The sequence below is a fragment of the Enterobacter sp. SGAir0187 genome (assembly GCF_002952735.2).
GTDB lineage: Bacteria > Pseudomonadota > Gammaproteobacteria > Enterobacterales > Enterobacteriaceae > Enterobacter > Enterobacter quasiroggenkampii.
Map to the genome: position 1 here is coordinate 3,608,315 of NZ_CP025034.2, position 15,697 is coordinate 3,624,011.

The 15,697-nt window shown below is 57.0% G+C and carries 14 protein-coding genes; 5 read left to right on the plus strand and 9 right to left on the minus strand.

The genetic code is table 11. From position 1 onward, the window contains the following. Positions 1-123 precede the first annotated feature (123 nt). The 5 genes from yqaB to CWR52_RS17465 all read left to right on the plus strand — a co-directional run bounded on the left by yqaB (position 124) and on the right by CWR52_RS17465 (position 4,231). Entirely contained in the window at positions 124-690 is a 567-nt protein-coding gene (gene yqaB / locus CWR52_RS17445; protein ID WP_032648006.1) for a fructose-1-phosphate/6-phosphogluconate phosphatase, read from the plus strand. Further along, a complete protein-coding gene (locus tag CWR52_RS17450) occupies positions 687-1,115 on the plus strand; it encodes a YqaA family protein (protein WP_021241956.1) in 429 nt (142 codons plus the stop codon). Before yqaB ends, CWR52_RS17450 begins: the two co-directional genes overlap by 4 nt. An 83-nt stretch (positions 1,116-1,198) precedes the next feature. Next, complete coding sequence (gene gshA / locus CWR52_RS17455) at positions 1,199-2,743, plus strand: glutamate--cysteine ligase (RefSeq protein ID WP_045909305.1); 1,545 nt, start codon at positions 1,199-1,201, stop codon at positions 2,741-2,743. Positions 2,744-2,896: 153 nt separating this feature from the next. Then, complete coding sequence (luxS, locus tag CWR52_RS17460; RefSeq protein ID WP_014833019.1) at positions 2,897-3,412, plus strand: S-ribosylhomocysteine lyase; 516 nt, start codon at positions 2,897-2,899, stop codon at positions 3,410-3,412. A gap of 54 nt (positions 3,413-3,466) precedes the next feature. Continuing rightward, the gene (locus CWR52_RS17465) at positions 3,467-4,231 is read left to right on the plus strand and encodes an AraC family transcriptional regulator (RefSeq protein WP_104950257.1); all 765 of its coding nucleotides are present in this window, start codon (positions 3,467-3,469) and stop codon (positions 4,229-4,231) included. Here the strand turns inward: CWR52_RS17465 and leuA are convergent. From leuA to nrdF, 9 genes are all read right to left on the minus strand, one after another. Further along, complete coding sequence (gene leuA / locus CWR52_RS17470; RefSeq protein ID WP_104950258.1) at positions 4,218-5,873, minus strand: 2-isopropylmalate synthase; 1,656 nt, start codon at positions 5,871-5,873, stop codon at positions 4,218-4,220. The genes CWR52_RS17465 and leuA overlap by 14 nt on opposite strands. Before the next feature lie 204 nt (positions 5,874-6,077). Beyond that, positions 6,078-7,625, minus strand: a complete 1,548-nt coding sequence (gene emrB, locus CWR52_RS17475) for a multidrug efflux MFS transporter permease subunit EmrB (RefSeq protein ID WP_104950259.1) — start codon at positions 7,623-7,625, stop codon at positions 6,078-6,080. Positions 7,626-7,641: 16 nt separating this feature from the next. Continuing rightward, on the minus strand, positions 7,642-8,814 hold the full coding sequence (gene emrA, locus CWR52_RS17480; protein ID WP_045909303.1) for a multidrug efflux MFS transporter periplasmic adaptor subunit EmrA: 1,173 nt from the start codon (positions 8,812-8,814) through the stop codon (positions 7,642-7,644). A 126-nt stretch (positions 8,815-8,940) separates the two neighbouring features. After that, complete coding sequence (gene mprA / locus CWR52_RS17485; RefSeq protein ID WP_061099626.1) at positions 8,941-9,471, minus strand: transcriptional repressor MprA; 531 nt, start codon at positions 9,469-9,471, stop codon at positions 8,941-8,943. Between the two features lie 313 nt (positions 9,472-9,784). Continuing rightward, positions 9,785-10,969 (minus strand): MFS transporter, encoded by a 1,185-nt coding sequence (locus CWR52_RS17490; RefSeq protein ID WP_045909302.1) that lies wholly within the window; start codon positions 10,967-10,969, stop codon positions 9,785-9,787. A gap of 166 nt (positions 10,970-11,135) precedes the next feature. Further along, positions 11,136-12,131 carry a glycine betaine/L-proline ABC transporter substrate-binding protein ProX gene (proX, locus tag CWR52_RS17495; protein ID WP_104950260.1) on the minus strand — a complete coding sequence of 332 codons (996 nt, stop codon included), beginning with the start codon at positions 12,129-12,131 and terminating at the stop codon, positions 11,136-11,138. Between the two features lie 9 nt (positions 12,132-12,140). Beyond that, positions 12,141-13,211: a glycine betaine/L-proline ABC transporter permease ProW gene (gene proW / locus CWR52_RS17500; protein WP_104950261.1), complete on the minus strand. Its 1,071-nt coding sequence runs from the start codon at positions 13,209-13,211 to the stop codon at positions 12,141-12,143. Next, positions 13,204-14,406: a glycine betaine/L-proline ABC transporter ATP-binding protein ProV gene (gene proV / locus CWR52_RS17505; RefSeq protein ID WP_008502574.1), complete on the minus strand. Its 1,203-nt coding sequence runs from the start codon at positions 14,404-14,406 to the stop codon at positions 13,204-13,206. The genes proW and proV overlap by 8 nt, the downstream gene beginning before the upstream one ends. A gap of 330 nt (positions 14,407-14,736) precedes the next feature. After that, entirely contained in the window at positions 14,737-15,696 is a 960-nt protein-coding gene (nrdF, locus tag CWR52_RS17510) for a class 1b ribonucleoside-diphosphate reductase subunit beta (protein WP_104950262.1), read from the minus strand. Position 15,697: the final 1 nt, after the last annotated feature.

Below are 15,697 nucleotides of genomic sequence, written 5' to 3' on the forward strand. Positions count from 1 at the left end.
TCTTCTGCCTTTCCCTTCGATGTTTAGTTCTTAATCACTCTCGTTGTTATCATTTCGCAATCAGCGACAAAAACCACCATTTACGATAAAGTAATGCTTTGTTAATCGGTTAGCGAGAGCACGATGTACGCACAGTATGACGGTTTGATCTTCGATATGGATGGTACCCTTCTGGATACCGAACCCACGCATCGTCAAGCCTGGACCGACGTCCTGGGCCGCTACGGTATGCGTTTCGACCTTCAGGCGATGATCGCCCTCAACGGCTCTCCAACCTGGCGTATTGCACAGGCCGTGATTGAACTGAATCAGGCCGATCTCGACCCGCACCTGCTCGCACGCGAAAAAACCGATGCGGTAAAAGCCATGCTTTTAGATACCGTACGTCCTTTGCCACTGATTGATGTGGTAAAAGAGTGGCACGGGCGTCGCCCGATGTCGGTGGGGACGGGCAGCGAAAGCGCGATTGCAGAGGCATTACTCAATCATCTTGGCCTGCGCCACTATTTCTCTGCCGTGGTTGCCGCCGATCATGTTAAACATCACAAGCCTGCACCGGACACTTTCCTGCTCTGCGCAGAATTAATGGGCGTCCCGGCGGCAAAATGCGTCGTGTTTGAAGACGCCGATTTCGGCATCCAGGCCGCGCGTGATGCTGGAATGGATGCGGTGGATGTGCGCTTACTGTGAGTGACGCGCTGTCACTTGCCTCATTATTCGCCAGCAGTTTTCTCAGCGCCACGCTGTTACCGGGCAATTCGGAAGTGGTGCTGGTGGCGATGCTGTTGTCCGGCGTGAGTCAGCCCTGGCTGCTTGTAGTAATAGCAACAATGGGTAATAGCCTTGGAGGGCTGACTAACGTTATTCTTGGGCGTTTCTTTCCGCTGCGTGAAAAATCGCGCTGGCAGGAAAAGGCAGTCGGCTGGCTAAAACGCTATGGCGCTGCCACGCTGTTATTAAGCTGGATGCCTGTAATAGGCGATTTACTGTGTCTGCTGGCGGGATGGATGCGCATCTCCTGGGGACCGGTGCTCTTTTTTTTGTGCCTTGGCAAGGCGTTGCGTTATGTCCTCGTGGCATGGGCAACGCTGCAGGGTATGACGTGGTGGCACTAATTGGTGGAATGAATACGCGACCTTCAATCGTCAACCATTACAATTATGCTGAGTAACATTACTTTGACAGGCGGGAGGTCAATTTGATCCCGGACGTATCTCAGGCGCTGGCCTGGCTGGAAAACCACCCTCAGGCATTGAAGGGTATTCAGCGTGGTCTCGAGCGTGAAACGCTGCGCGTTAACGCGGACGGCAGTTTAGCGACAACGGGTCACCCGAAGGCGTTAGGCTCGGCGCTGACACATAAATGGATCACAACCGATTTCGCTGAAGCGCTGCTGGAGTTCATCACCCCAGTAGAGGGTGATATTGATCATATGCTGACGATCATGCGCGATATTCATCGCTACACCGCGCGCAACCTGGGCGACGAGCGCATGTGGCCCCTCAGCATGCCGTGCTATATCGAGCAGGGCCAGGAGATTGAGCTGGCACAGTACGGCACGTCAAATATCGGCCGGCTGAAAACGCTTTACCGTGAGGGGCTGAAAAACCGCTACGGCGCGTTGATGCAGACCATCTCTGGCGTGCACTACAACTTCTCGTTGCCGATGGCTTTCTGGGAAGCGAAATGCGGTGAAACGGATAAAGACGCCATCTCAGCAGGCTACTTCCGCCTGATCCGAAACTATTACCGTTTCGGCTGGGTGATCCCGTATCTGTTCGGCGCATCGCCTGCTATTTGCTCATCCTTCCTGCAGGGAAAACCGACGACGCTGCCGTTCGAGAAGACTGACTGCGGAATGTACTATCTTCCGTACGCCACCTCTCTGCGCCTGAGCGATCTCGGCTATACCAATAAATCGCAAAGCAATCTCGGTATTACGTTTAACGAATTGCACGAATATGTGGCAGGATTGAAGCGGGCGATCAAAACCCCGTCAGAAGAGTACGAGAAAATCGGCCTCGAAAAAGACGGTAAGCGTTTGCAGATCAACAGCAATGTGCTGCAGATTGAAAACGAGCTGTATGCGCCTATTCGTCCTAAGCGCGTGACGCGCAGCGGGGAAACCCCGTCGGATGCGCTGCAGCGCGGCGGGATCGAATACATTGAAGTGCGCTCGCTGGATATCAACCCGTTCTCACCGATTGGCGTTGATGAACAGCAGATTCGCTTCCTGGATCTGTTTATGGTCTGGTGCGTGCTGGCGGATGCGCCGGAAATGAGTTCAGACGAACTGCTCTGTACCCGTACAAACTGGAACCGCGTGATACTGGAAGGGCGTAAGCCGGGTCTGACGCTGGGTATCGGTTGCGAAACGGCACAGTTCCCGCTGACGAAAGTCGGCAAAGATCTGTTCCGCGATCTGAAGCGTGTTGCCCGGACGATGGACAGCATCGACGGCGGGGATGCGTATCAACAGATTTGCGACCAGCTGGTGGAATGCTTTGATAACCCGGAACTGACGTTCTCAGCACGCATTCTGCGTTCTATGATTGATCAGGGCATTGGTGGTACGGGGCGTTCACTCTCGGCGGAGTACCGTGAGATGCTGATCCAGGAGCCGTTAGAAATCCTGAGCGAAGCAGATTTTGTCGCGGAACGCGAAGCGTCCGTTGTGCGTCAGAAAGAGGTTGAAGCGGCGGATACCGAGTCGTTTGAGGCGTTTCTGGCGAAGCAGGCTTAAGCAGAAAAGAAAAAGGCCACATCGCTGTGGCCAAAATATACATCTCTGAATTCAGGGATGATGATAACAAATGCGCGTCTTTCATATACTCAGACGCGCATTCTGTAGAAGAGTTCAGTTTATTTTAAAAAAAATCACTATCGGAGGTGACGTATGCCGTTATTAGATAGCTTTACTGTCGACCATACCCGTATGGAAGCACCTGCAGTCCGCGTGGCGAAGACCATGCACACCCCGCACGGCGACACGATCACCGTCTTCGATCTGCGTTTCTGCGTGCCAAACAAAGAAGTGATGCCGGAGAAAGGCATTCATACGCTGGAACACCTGTTCGCTGGCTTCATGCGTGACCACCTGAACGGCAACGGCGTTGAGATCATTGATATCTCTCCGATGGGCTGCCGTACCGGTTTCTACATGAGCCTGATTGGTCAGCCTGAAGAGAAACGTGTGGCAGATGCCTGGAAAGCGGCCATGCAGGACGTGCTGAAGGTGAAAGAGCAGAACCAGATCCCAGAGCTGAACGTTTACCAGTGCGGCACCTACCAGATGCACTCTCTGGAAGAAGCGCAGGAGATCGCGCGCCACATCATCGAGCGTGATGTTCGTGTGAACAGCAACGAAGAGCTGGCCCTGCCGAAAGAAAAACTGCAGGAACTGCACATCTAGTGCACCTTTTCCCTCTCCCTCAGGGAGAGGGTAGGGTGAGGGTTGTTTAATGCCATGACCACAACCTTAACCTTCTCCTTTACCCACCGTCCCCTCGTTCCGTTTGCCCATGATTATGTTCATGGTGACAGCGAACCCTGGCACAAGCACGACTGCGCGCAGTTGCTGCACACCCTGAGCGGCGTGGTACGGGTGGATACCGCATCGGGCTGTTGGGTTGTGCCTCCCGGTCGCGGCGTCTGGCTGCCTGCGGGCACGCAGCATTCCCTGCGCATTACCGGCAACGTGGCGGCGCGAACGCTGTTTATCGATCCGCTGGCGCGGGCCGATCTCCCGGCCACCTGCCAGATCGTGCAGATAACGCCGCTGCTGCGCGAGCTGATCCTCGTCTGCCTTGCTTTACCTGAATCGTACTCACCCGGAAGCCGGGATGAGCGCGTCTATGAGCTCATTCTCGATGAAATCCGCACTATGCCGGTGCTGCCGTTTCACCTGCCGGAGCCGGAAAGCGAGGCGCTACGTCGCCTGTGCCTGCAAATCCGCCAAAAACCGGGGGAAAGCTGGAGCAGCGCGCAGGCTGCGAGCATGATGAACATGAGCGAGCGCACCCTGAACCGCCATTTTCAGCAGCAGACGGGTTTAAGCTACGGAGAGTGGCTGAGACGGGCGCGTCTGCTGGAGGCCTTAGTGCGGCTGGCGCAGGGCCAGCCGGTATTACGCGTGGCGCTGGATCTGGGCTACGGCAGCCACAGCGCCTTTACGGCCATGTTCCGTCGGGTGATGGGCGTCTCCCCCAGCGATTACTTTAAGAACGACTGACGGCGTTAAAGAGCGCCTGAAGCGACGCGCGCGCCACGTCGCTGTCAATGCCCACGCCCCAGCGGCTGCTGCCGTCCTGGAACAGACAGCGGATGTAGGCCACCGAGCGGCTGTCGCTGCGTTCACCTAACGTATGCTCGTGATAATCTTTAATCACGAACGGGGCGGTGACCCAGCGGCTCAGGCCCTGCGCGGCGGCGGAGAGCAGACCGTTGCCCTGACCTTCCAGCTGGCGCGTTCCTCCCTGTGTGACGACGCTGGCCGTCAAACGCAGCTGGCCATCCTGTTGGCTATCGCTGCGGTAGGATTGCAGCGCATAGTGCGGCGTTGCCACCAGGCCGTAGCGGGTGCGGAACAGTTGCCACAGCGCATTTTGCGTCATCTCTTTTCCGTGACGATCGGTTTCCTGCTGCACGTGCTGGCTGAAATCCTGCTGCAGGGCGCGGGGCAGTTTCAGACCATGATTCTGTTCGATCAGCCACGCGCTGCCGCTTTTCCCTGACTGGCTGTTCACGCGTATCACCGCTTCGTAGGTGCAGCCGATATCCTGGGGATCGACGGGCAGGTAGGGCATCTCCCAGCGATCGCCAGGCCTGCGGGCATCAAAGCCTTTTTTGATTGCGTCCTGGTGCGAGCCGGAGAAGGCGGTATAGGCCAGCCGTCCCGCCCACGGATGGCGCGGGTGCACCGGCAGCTGATTGCAGGTTTCCACCACTTCCACCACCCGATTCATATCGCTAAAGTCCAGATTCGGGCTAACCCCCTGGCTGTAGAGGTTCATTGCCAGCGTCACCAGGCAGACGTTGCCCGTACGTTCCCCGTTACCAAACAGACAGCCCTCCACGCGGTCAGCCCCTGCCATTACGGCCAGCTCCGCGCAGGCAACGCCGGTACCGCGGTCGTTATGCGGATGCACGCTGATGCAAACATCGCGGCGGCGGCTGAAGTGGCGGCAGAAATACTCGATCTGGTCGGCATAGACGTTCGGCGTGCTCACTTCTACGGTGGCAGGTAAGTTGATCACCATAGGCCGCTCGTCGCACGGCTGCCAGATTTCCGCCACGGCTTCACAAATCTCCAGCGCAAACTCTGGTTCGGTAAAGCAGAAGGTTTCCGGGGAATATTCATATTGCCAGCGGGTGTCGGGATTTTCCTCACACAGCTGGCGAATAAGCCGCGTCGAGCGCGTCGCCAGCTCAACGATTTGCGCTTTCTCCATGCCGAAGACCAGGCGGCGGAACAGCGGGGCGGTGGCGTTATACAGGTGGACGGTGGCCTGCTTCGCGCCGCGCAGGGATTCAAAAGTACGATGGATGAGATCTTCCCGCGCCTGTGTTAATACCTGAATCGTGACGTCATCCGGAATGCGGTTCTCTTCGATAAGCTGGCGGACAAAGTTGAAGTCGGTCTGCGAGGCGGACGGGAAGGCGACCTCAATCTCTTTAAATCCGCAGCTCAGCAGCAAATCCCAGAACTGCAGCTTGCGCGCGCTGTCCATCGGCTCGGCAAGCGCCTGGTTGCCGTCGCGCAGGTCGGTCGAGAGCCAGCGCGGCGCGCGGGTGATGCGTTGTTCCGGCCAGCGACGGTCGGGCAGGGAAAGGGTGGGATAGGGTTGGTACTTGTCGGCGGGTGTGTTCAGCATGATGCGCTCCTGTTGTCTTTTCACTATCGTGAATCGATTTCAGGCGCGCTGCTTTATCGGCACTGACAATGGCTGTCGCGTTCTGGACACGGTGCGGTTTTTTGCCGGATGGCGGCTACGCCTTATCCGGCCTACGTTCGTAGGTCCGGTAAGCGTAGCGCCACCGGGCAACCGTCGCACAGAACGAGCAACCCGCGCACAAGACTAGTGCGCGCCGCCACCGCCGCCACCGGCACCAAACGGCGGTCTGGCAAACCACACCAGCCCCAGCAGGACGATGAAGATCCCTGCTGATATCCAGAAAATCTCGTTGGCCGAGATAATCAGCCCCTGGTTGGTGATCTGCTGGGCAATCCAACCTGACGCCTGCTGCTCCGTCATCCCCATTCCCTGAAGCTGGTTGTACATTTCGCGGGAGTTCGGGTTGAACGGGTTCACCGCTTCGGTCAGCTGCGCGTGGTGCATCGATTCGCGGTTCGTCCACAGGGTGGTGGTGATCGACGTCCCGATGGAGCCCGCCAGCGTACGGGTGAAGTTCGACAGGCTCGACGCGGCCGCCAGACGCTCGGGCGGTAAGCCAGAGAGCGTGATGGTGGTCAGCGGCATAAAGAAGCACGCCACCGCGAAGCCCTGAATGAACTGTGGCCACGCCGAGGCGCCAAAGTCCATTCCCGGCTCAAAGGTATACGCACGCCAGTAGAAGCACACCGCATACATGATGAAGCTGAACGTCACCAGCCGACGCATGTCGAGCTTATGGGCGAAGCGGCCAATTATCGGCGACAGCAGGACCGGGATCACCCCGACAGGTGCCGACGCCAGACCCGCCCAGGTGGCGGTATAGCCATACACCTCCTGCAACAGCTGCGGCAGCAGAACAATCGCGCCGAAGTAGAGCATATAGGCGAGGCTGATACACAGGCAGCCGATGGTGAAGTTTCGCGACTTAAACAGCGAGAGATCGACTATCGGGTTGTCGTCCGTCAGCTCCCAGACGATCAGGAAGCTTAACGACACCACCGCGACAATGGTCAGGATGATAATTTCCTGCGAGTTGAACCAGTCGAGCTCTTTACCGCGGTCGAGCATGATCTGCAGACTGCCGATACCCAGGATCAGCAGCGCCAGCCCGATGCTGTCGATACGCCGTTGTTCGGTGCGCGTCTCTCGTCCCCGCAGCGACTGCAGCGTCATCAATACCACGACGGCGCCAATCGGTACGTTGATGAAGAAGATCCAGCCCCAGTGGTAGTTATCGCTGATGTACCCGCCCAGAATCGGTCCGCAGATAGGCGCGACGATAACGGTCATCGACCAGAGCGCCAGCGCGACGGAACGTTTTGCGGGAGGGTAGTTGCTCAGCAGCAAACTCTGAGAAAGCGGGATCAGCGGCCCCGCGACAATCCCCTGAATGACGCGGAAGAAAATCAGCATCGTCAGGCTGCTGGACATGCCGCACGCCCACGAGGCCAGTACAAACGCCACCGTGGACCAGAGGAACAGCTTCACCTCACCGACGCGCTTTGCCAGCCAGCCGGTGATCGGAATGGAGATGGCATTTGCCACCCCAAACGAGGTAATGACCCATGTCCCCTGGCTCAGCGACGAGCCAAGGTTACCGGCGATGGTTGGGATCGCCACGTTTGCGATGGTGGAGTCCAGCACCTGCATGAATGTCGCCAGCGACAGCGCAATGGTCATAATGACCAGCTGCGCGCCTTCCAGCGGTTTTTGCGGCTTTTGCTGTTGCATAACGCTCACCTTCGGATTAACCGGCGTTTGCCTTCACGATGTCATCGATCAGTTTGTTGACCGGATCGAGGCTAATTTCACGGGCGTTACTTTCATAAGCCGGGCTGCTACGCACCTGGCTTGCCAGGATCTGACCGTCGCGGTTGGCGGTGTCAACCGTCACCAGCGTGGAGAGGCCGATACGCAGCGGGTGATCCGCCAGCTGTTTGGCATCCAGTTCGATACGCACGGGCAGACGCTGTACGACTTTGATCCAGTTACCGGTGGCGTTCTGCGCAGGCAGCAGGGAGAAGGCGCTGCCGGTCCCCATATCCAGACCCACCACTTTGCCGGTGTACTTCACGTCATCGCCATAGATGTCGCTGACAACCGTTGCGGTCTGGCCGATACGCATATGCGCAAGCTGCGTCTCTTTAAAGTTGGCATCGACCCACAGGTTGTCCGCCGGCACAACCGCCATCAGCGGCGTGGTTGGGCTGATCTGCGCCCCTGGCTGGACGGAACGACGGGAGACATAGCCGGTCATTGGGCTGACGATTTTAGTACGCTGCAGGGCAAGCCACGCGTTGCGGACTTCAGTCGCTGCCTGCTGAACGGCAGGCTGGTTTTCCAGGCTGGTGCCCAGCACCATCGCCTGGTTGGCGTTGTACTGTTGAATGGCCACATCCAGCTGTGCCTGAGCGCTGGCAACGGCGTCGCGGGCGTGCTGCAGCTCTTCACGGCCAATCAGGTTGGCCGTGCCGAGCGGCACGCGGCGGTTCAGGTCGCTCTGCGCCTGTGCGAGTGCGGTTTTCTGCACGTCGATGTTGGCCTGCAGCTGCTTGCTGTTGATCATCAGCTGGCGGGTCTGACGGACGCTGGAGGCCAGCGCGGTCTGTGCTTTTTCAAACGCCTGCTGGGCGTCGGTTGGATCGAGTGTCACCAACACATCGCCTTTTTGCACAAAGTCGGTATTGTCAGCCCAGACTTTCGTCACGCTGCCCGACACCTGCGCCATAATTTGTACCTGGTTCCCTGCCACGTACGCGTCGTCAGTCTCTTCAGCATGACGCAGTACTAAAAACCAATAGATCCCATATGCCACGGCAATAATGATAAAGAGCAAGGTCAACAGAAGAAGGGCGCTCTTACGTTTGCCTTTCTTGTTGGCCGGTTGCTGCGGGGTAGTGCTCTCCGCATTTGCGCTCATTGTTGTTCTCCACGATCTTCTTATTTTCACATCGGCTGAGCCGACCTGTTGTCAGAAAGGCCAGCAGTGTGACGTGCTGGCCTGTCGGTTTTCTTATGAATCTGGAATGGTGAGCGTGTCGTCGCGTTAGCGCAGCGCCTCAAGAACGGCGCCTTCTTCATCCATCTGGTCCAGACGGGTGAGCAGCTTGCGAGTGATGTGCTCAAGCTGGTCGCGCTCGGCGGTGCTGAGGGCGGACCAGAGTTTGTGCAGGCAATTGTGCTGAGGTGGCAGCACCTCGCGCAGGAACTGGTGACCTTTATCGGTCAGTTGCAGATGCAGGCAGCGGCGATCGTTATCGCTTTCACGGCGCTCAATCCAGCCACGCTTTTCGAGCTCATCGGCAATTCGGGTGGCGTTGGTGCGGGAGGAGCCCAGCGCGCAGCTCAGCTCTGAAGGCTGAATGCTGTGGTTTTCCTGAGACTCCAGCGTGATCAACGCCATAAACAATGTCTCGTTAATCCCTTGAGCTTTCAGCATTTTATTACGGTTTTCCAGTAGCTTACCCTGCATGTGCATGCACAGGCGAGTCAGCAGAATTTCCTGGTACGGGAAGTCCTCATGGCGACTGGCGCGGAATTTAAGCATTTGTTCAATGGGCGTAAACGAACTATCCATTTGGGCATAACCTCATTAATTACAGCCGATATAGTAACGATAGTGACAAATAATGTAAATGAATTATTTGTGCGGTTATATCCGCCAAATTAATGTCACCATCAGAAAGCGCCGGGTAAGTCCGTGACCCGGTGAGCACAGAAAGCGTAGGGTGTGAACCCGCTGAAGAGAGGATGTGAGGGCGGGGGTCTGAACTATTCATGCCAATTGTAAATATGTCACCCACATTAAAATTTCTGGGATAAATGATTACGTTTACATTAACAGAGTGAAGGGCCTCTTAACACCCTAAGAGGCCAACGCAATGTAAAACTTAATGAATTGCATCCTGACGATGGTAGCCGCGCCACCATACTAGCAGGTTAAGCGTGGCGACGATGGCGCCGATCGCACATACCCCTGACCAGCCGGCATGCTGCCATGCCGAGGCGGAAATAAGCGAGCCCGCCGCGCCGCCAATGAAGTAGCTGGTCATGTACCCGGCCGTCAGGCGGTTACGCGCCTCTGGCTTCACGCGATAGATGACGGTCTGATTGGTGATGTGAACGCCCTGCACGGTGAGATCGAGCACCAGGATACCGACGATCAGCGCCAGCACCGAGACGTGCCCATACCAGATTGCCGCCCAGGAGAGCAGGAGTAATATCAGCCCCGCGGAGGTGGTCAGGTGGGATTTGCCCTTGTCGGCCAGCCCGCCTGCGGGACGCGCGCCCAGTGCGCCTGCGGCACCGGCCAGACCGAACAGGCCAATCACCCCTTCGGAATAATTGAACGGCGGCGCGGCCAGCAGAAACGCCATCGACGTCCAGAGAATGCTGAAGTTGGCGAAGGTGAAGCAGCCCAGCAGGGCGCGGGTGCGCAGAAGTTTATCCTGGGTGAACAGGCTGAAAACGGAGGCCAGCAGCTGCGGGTAATTCAGGTGATTTTCCTGCTTCACTTTTGGCAGCCCGCGCCACAGCGCCAGCGCCATGACGACCATCAATACGCTCGCCACCCAGTATACGGTGCGCCAGCCGCCGAGGCTTGCCAGCAGCCCGGCAACGGTACGCGCCAGCAAAATCCCCAGCAGCAGGCCGCTCATGATGGTGCCCACCACCTTGCCGCGTTTTTCCGGGGAGGCGAGGGTCGCTGCGAGCGGGACCAGAATTTGCGCTACTACGGAGAACAACCCCGTCAGTGCGGTACCGATAATCATCATCGTCAGCGACTGGCTGCTGGCGGTGATCAGCATCCCACCGGCGGCCAGCAGGGTCATGGAGACGATCAGCATTCGGCGTTCAAACATATCGCCGAGCGGCACCAGGAACAGCAGCCCGGCGGCATAACCGAGCTGGGCTGCGGTGACAATAAAGCCTGCTGAACTGGCGGAAAGGTCAAACGCGCGGGCGATGGTGTCGAGAAGAGGTTGCGCGTAATAGTTGCTGGCGACGGCCAGACCCGTGGCCACGGACATTAAAAGAATGAGTGCGGGGCTAAGCCCTTGAGCTGTTTTTGTCATTAGTTTCAGGAATCGTTAGTTAAGTGATTATTTTTCCGGAAACCATAATAGCGAATGATTGTGAATGTTGGAGGATTGTTATGTGTGTGTTTGTGCGGTTAGCCCCTCATCCCAGCCCTCTCCCCTTTGGGGGAGAGGGTTAGGGCGAGGGGTAGGGTTTTGTTTTTTACTTCTGAGCCGCCAGCGCCTCTTTCACCCAGCCGTCAAATTGCTGCTGGTGGGCTTTGATCCAGCCGTCGACGTGGCCTTTGACATCTGCCTCAGACGATTTACCCGCGTGCATCATCGCGTTCTGGGCGTTGATGTCCGCCAGCGGCAGCTTCATCACCGAGAACAGCTTCGCCGCGGCCGGGTTTTTCTCGGCCCAGGCTTTGTTCGCCACGATATGCATGGTGTTCACCGGGAAGCCGTAGTTCATGCCGTTCGGCAGTTTGGTGTCGATATCTTTCTGCTCGCCCGGCAGGGAGGAGAACGGCACCTGCAGCCACACCACGTCTTTCCCCGGCTTCAGCACGTCGCTCACCCAGTATGGCGTCCAGGTGTAGTAAATCACCGGTTTACCCTCTTTGAAGCGGGCAATGGTGTCGGCCATCATCGCAGAATAGTTGCCGTGGCTCACGTCGACCGTTTTCGCCAGATCGAACGCCTTGTTCTGGTGGTTAATCACCGCTTCGCAGCCCCAGCCCGGCGAGCAGCCCATCATGTCGGCCTTGCCGTCACCGTTGGTGTCGAACAGTTTGGCGATCTTCGGATCCTTCAGCTGTTCGATATTGGTGATGTGGTACTGGTCGGCGGTTTTCTTGTCGATCAGATATCCCTGCGCCGCGCCGGTGACAAAGGTGCCTTCACGGTAGAATTTCTTGTCGCCACCGGCGGCGGCATACATGTCGTCGTGCAGCGGCTGCCAGTTCACGGCGGTGAAGGTGGCGTCACCGGAGGCAATCGAGGTATAGCCCACGTTGTAATCCACTTCACTCGGCGTGTTGACCGTATAGCCCAGCTTCTCCAGCGCGCGGCTGACGATCAGGGTCTGGAAGCTCTCTTCCGAGATGGTGCTCTGCACCGGCTGTACGGTAATGCCTTTGCCAGGCAGCTCAGCCGCAAACGTGCTGGTGGAGACAAGGGTGGCAAACGCTGTGGCAAAAAGTACGTTATGTCGCATCGTTGTTCCTTATTTTGATTTCGTGAAAGGGCGGGTGAGTAACCCGACAGGGCCGGTGGTATACCAGCGACGGTTGCCGCGACTGCGTGAATCGCGACCGACGGCCTGGGTCAGGCGGTCAAGAATAATGGCGAGGATCACAATCCCGACGCCGCCGACGGTAGCCAGCCCCATGTCGAGACGGCCAATGCCGCGCAGCACCATCTGACCGAGACCGCCAACGGCGATCATCGAGGCAATCACCACCATCGACAGGGCCAGCATCAGCGTCTGGTTCACGCCCGCCATGATGGTCGGCATCGCCAGCGGGAGCTGAACCTTAAACAGCATCTGGCGCGGGCTGGCACCGAACGAGCGTGACGCTTCGATCAGGTCCGCAGGCACCTGATTGATCCCGAGAATGGTCAGACGAATAATCGGCGGCAGGGCAAAGATAATGGTGACCACCACGCCCGGCACGTTGCCGATGCCGAACAGCATCACAATCGGCACCAGATAGACGAATGCCGGGGTGGTCTGCATTGCATCCAGCAGCGGGCGGATAATCTTCGCGGCCCGCGGGCTGCGCGCCAGCCAGATCCCCATTGGCAGGCCGATGACAATGCAAAAGAGCAGGGCGGTCAGCACCAGCGCCAGGGTGATCATCGCCTGCGACCAGGCTCCAATCGCGCCGATGGCAATCAGCGAAATCAGCGTGGCGACACCCATGCCGGTGCTGCCAAACTGCCAGGCGATCAGGGAGAACAGGATAATCGCCACCGGTGCCGGCATGCCCAGCATCAGCTGCTGGAAGCCGTTCAGGATGTAATCCACCGGGATGCGGATCCCCTGGAACACCGGGCGGAAGTGCGTCACCACCCAGTCGATCCCCTCCGTGACCCAGCTGTCCAGCGGGATCAGCGTTTTATGGAACGGGTCCATAATGTTGAAGTGTTCTGGCGCAGGCGCGGGGGCGCTGTTCAGCCAGTCTGCCGCGCCGCCGCCGTCGGCGGGTGCTGGCGTGGAACCCCACGCGTCGGCGGATTGTGCAGCGTTATCCGCCGCTTCAGTGGTACCCCACGGGTTAGTTTGGTCAGCCATTGTTTGCCCCCTCGCGATCTAAAGCCTGCAGCAGCATCCGTTTTGAGATGATGCCGACGTACTGTTGTTCCTCACCCACGACCGGCACGGCGCACGGCGCCTGACCCACGTGAGAGAGCAACTCGCTGAGCGGCGTTTCAGCGTCCACGGCAAGCGGAGCATCAATCAACGCCGCATCGATCCCCTGGTTTTCGCTGAGCGCGGTTTTCAGAGAGTCGATGGAGACAACGCCGACAAATTTATTGCCGCGTTCAACCAGATAACCATATTCACGGTCTTCGTCCTGCAGCAGCTTAAGCGCCGAGCGCGGGCCGAAGCCAGGCGTTTTACGGATAATGCCGTTTGGCGTTCGACGGGCAATATCTTTAGCGCTAAAGACCTGGCTAATATCCACGCCGCGGAAGAAGGTGCGCACATAATCATTCGCCGGATTATTGAGTATTTCATCCGGCGTGCCGACCTGCACCACCTCACCGTTTTGCATAATGGCAATACGGTCGCCAATACGCATGGCTTCATCGAGATCGTGAGAAATAAAGACAATGGTGCGCTGATGTTTAGCCTGTAATTTTACCAGCTCATCCTGCATCTCGGTGCGAATTAACGGATCGAGGGCGGAGAAAGCTTCGTCCATTAATAAAATGTCTGGATTAATGGCTAATGCGCGGGCTAATCCCACGCGCTGACGCATACCGCCGGAAAGTTCATCCGGGTACGCATGCGCATAATTTTCCAGCCCAACCTGACGCAGGGCATCAAGGGCTTTTTCCTGACGTTCCTGCGCAGGCGTGCCGGCTAATTCCATGCCGAAGGCGGTATTATCCAGTACCGTCATGTGCGGCATCAGCGCGAATGACTGGAATACCATCGCAATCTTCTTTCTGCGCACCTCGCGAAGCTCGGCGTCTGATATTCTGGCGATATCCACGCCGTCAATCAATACCTGTCCGCGGGTGGGTTCAATCAGGCGATTGAGAAGGCGAACCATAGTGGATTTACCCGAACCGGATAATCCCATGATGACAAAAATCTCGCCTTCTTCAATGGCCAGACTGGCGTCTTTAACGCCAAGCGATAGCCCGGTTTTTTCCAGAATTTGCTCTTTCGAAAGGCCTTTCTCAATATATTTGAATGCGCGCTGCGGATGCTCGCCAAATACTTTATAAAGATTTTTCACTTCTAATTTAATTGCCATGCAATAGAGAGTGTCCTGTTATTTGTTTATGTCGATATGATTACCATGGTAAATTGTTAACGGGCATAACCCTAACATACTGAGAATCTGAGACAACCCTGGGTTTGCTTATGACGTGAATTTTCAGGGAAGCGAAACGGCTGAATTTCCCATGAGTAAAGGGCTGAGCGTGATCTGAATTTTTCTCAATTTTTTGCTGTGGCGCAGGAGAATTTCGCCTGAATCGGGTGATTCAGGCGAATATGACGCAGAAATGACAGTGTAGTTGCTTTGTAAATATTAGAGAGGAAATTGTTGGGTTTATATTAAATTAACGAACGTTAACGTTCATTAAAAATCCCAGTCTTCATCCTCAGTTTCCACCGCTTTGCCCATCACGTACGATGAACCCGACCCGGAGAAGAAATCGTGGTTTTCGTCGGCGTTGGGCGACAGCGCGGACAGAATCGCCGGGTTCACCTCCGCCATCTCCGGTGGGAAAAGCGCCTCGTAACCCAGGTTCATCAGCGCCTTGTTGGCGTTGTAGCAGAGGAAGGCCTTCACGTCTTCCTCCCAGCCGGTACCAGCGTAGAGCTCTTCGGTATAGCTCAGCTCGTTGTCGTACAGATCCATCAGCAAATCAAGCGCAAATCCCTTAAGCTCCTCGCGCCTGGCCTCGCTGACTTTTTCCAGCATTTTCTGATACTTATAGCCGATGTAATACCCATGCACCGCTTCATCCCGGATGATGAGGCGAATCAAATCGGCGGTATTGGTGAGCTTGCCCCGGCTCGACCAGTACATGGGCAGCCAGAAGCCAGAATAGAAGAGGAAGGATTCCAGAAACACGCTGGCGATCTTCTTCTTCAGCGGCTCGTCGTCCCGATAATACGTCAGCACCAGCTCCGCCTTTCTCTGTAGTGATTCGCTCGCTTCACTCCATGCGTAGGCTGCGTCCACGTCTTTGGTCTGGCACAGCGTGGAGAAAATCGAGCTGTAGGAGCGGGCGTGCACCGCCTCCATAAAGCTGATGTTCGACATCACCGCCTCTTCGTGCGGCGTCAGCGCATCACTCATCAGAGCCGGTGCGCCGACGGTATTTTGAATGGTGTCGAGCAGCGTCAGGCCGGTAAAGACGCGGATCGTCAGCTGCTGCTCGGCGTGGCTCAGGGTTTGCCAGGCCGGAATATCGTTGGAGAGCGGGACCTTTTCCGGCAGCCAGAAGTTGCTGGTCAGGCGGTTCCATACCTCCAGGTCTTTATCGTCCTGGATTTTGTTCCAGTTAACGGCACTCACGCGTGACAGTTTCATC

Excerpts from the sequence above, each read along its gene's own strand:
- yqaB (WP_032648006.1), top strand. The coding sequence starts at position 124 with ATGTACGCACAGTATGACGGTTTGATCTTCGATATGGATGGTACCCTT.
- luxS (WP_014833019.1), top strand. The coding sequence starts at position 2,897 with ATGCCGTTATTAGATAGCTTTACTGTCGACCATACCCGTATGGAAGCA.
- CWR52_RS17465 (WP_104950257.1), top strand. The coding sequence starts at position 3,467 with ATGACCACAACCTTAACCTTCTCCTTTACCCACCGTCCCCTCGTTCCG.
- leuA (WP_104950258.1), bottom strand. The coding sequence starts at position 5,873 with ATGCTGAACACACCCGCCGACAAGTACCAACCCTATCCCACCCTTTCC.
- emrB (WP_104950259.1), bottom strand. The coding sequence starts at position 7,625 with ATGCAACAGCAAAAGCCGCAAAAACCGCTGGAAGGCGCGCAGCTGGTC.
- emrA (WP_045909303.1), bottom strand. The coding sequence starts at position 8,814 with ATGAGCGCAAATGCGGAGAGCACTACCCCGCAGCAACCGGCCAACAAG.
- mprA (WP_061099626.1), bottom strand. The coding sequence starts at position 9,471 with ATGGATAGTTCGTTTACGCCCATTGAACAAATGCTTAAATTCCGCGCC.
- CWR52_RS17490 (WP_045909302.1), bottom strand. The coding sequence starts at position 10,969 with ATGACAAAAACAGCTCAAGGGCTTAGCCCCGCACTCATTCTTTTAATG.
- proX (WP_104950260.1), bottom strand. The coding sequence starts at position 12,131 with ATGCGACATAACGTACTTTTTGCCACAGCGTTTGCCACCCTTGTCTCC.
- proW (WP_104950261.1), bottom strand. The coding sequence starts at position 13,211 with ATGGCTGACCAAACTAACCCGTGGGGTACCACTGAAGCGGCGGATAAC.
- proV (WP_008502574.1), bottom strand. The coding sequence starts at position 14,406 with ATGGCAATTAAATTAGAAGTGAAAAATCTTTATAAAGTATTTGGCGAG.
- nrdF (WP_104950262.1), bottom strand. The coding sequence starts at position 15,696 with ATGAAACTGTCACGCGTGAGTGCCGTTAACTGGAACAAAATCCAGGAC.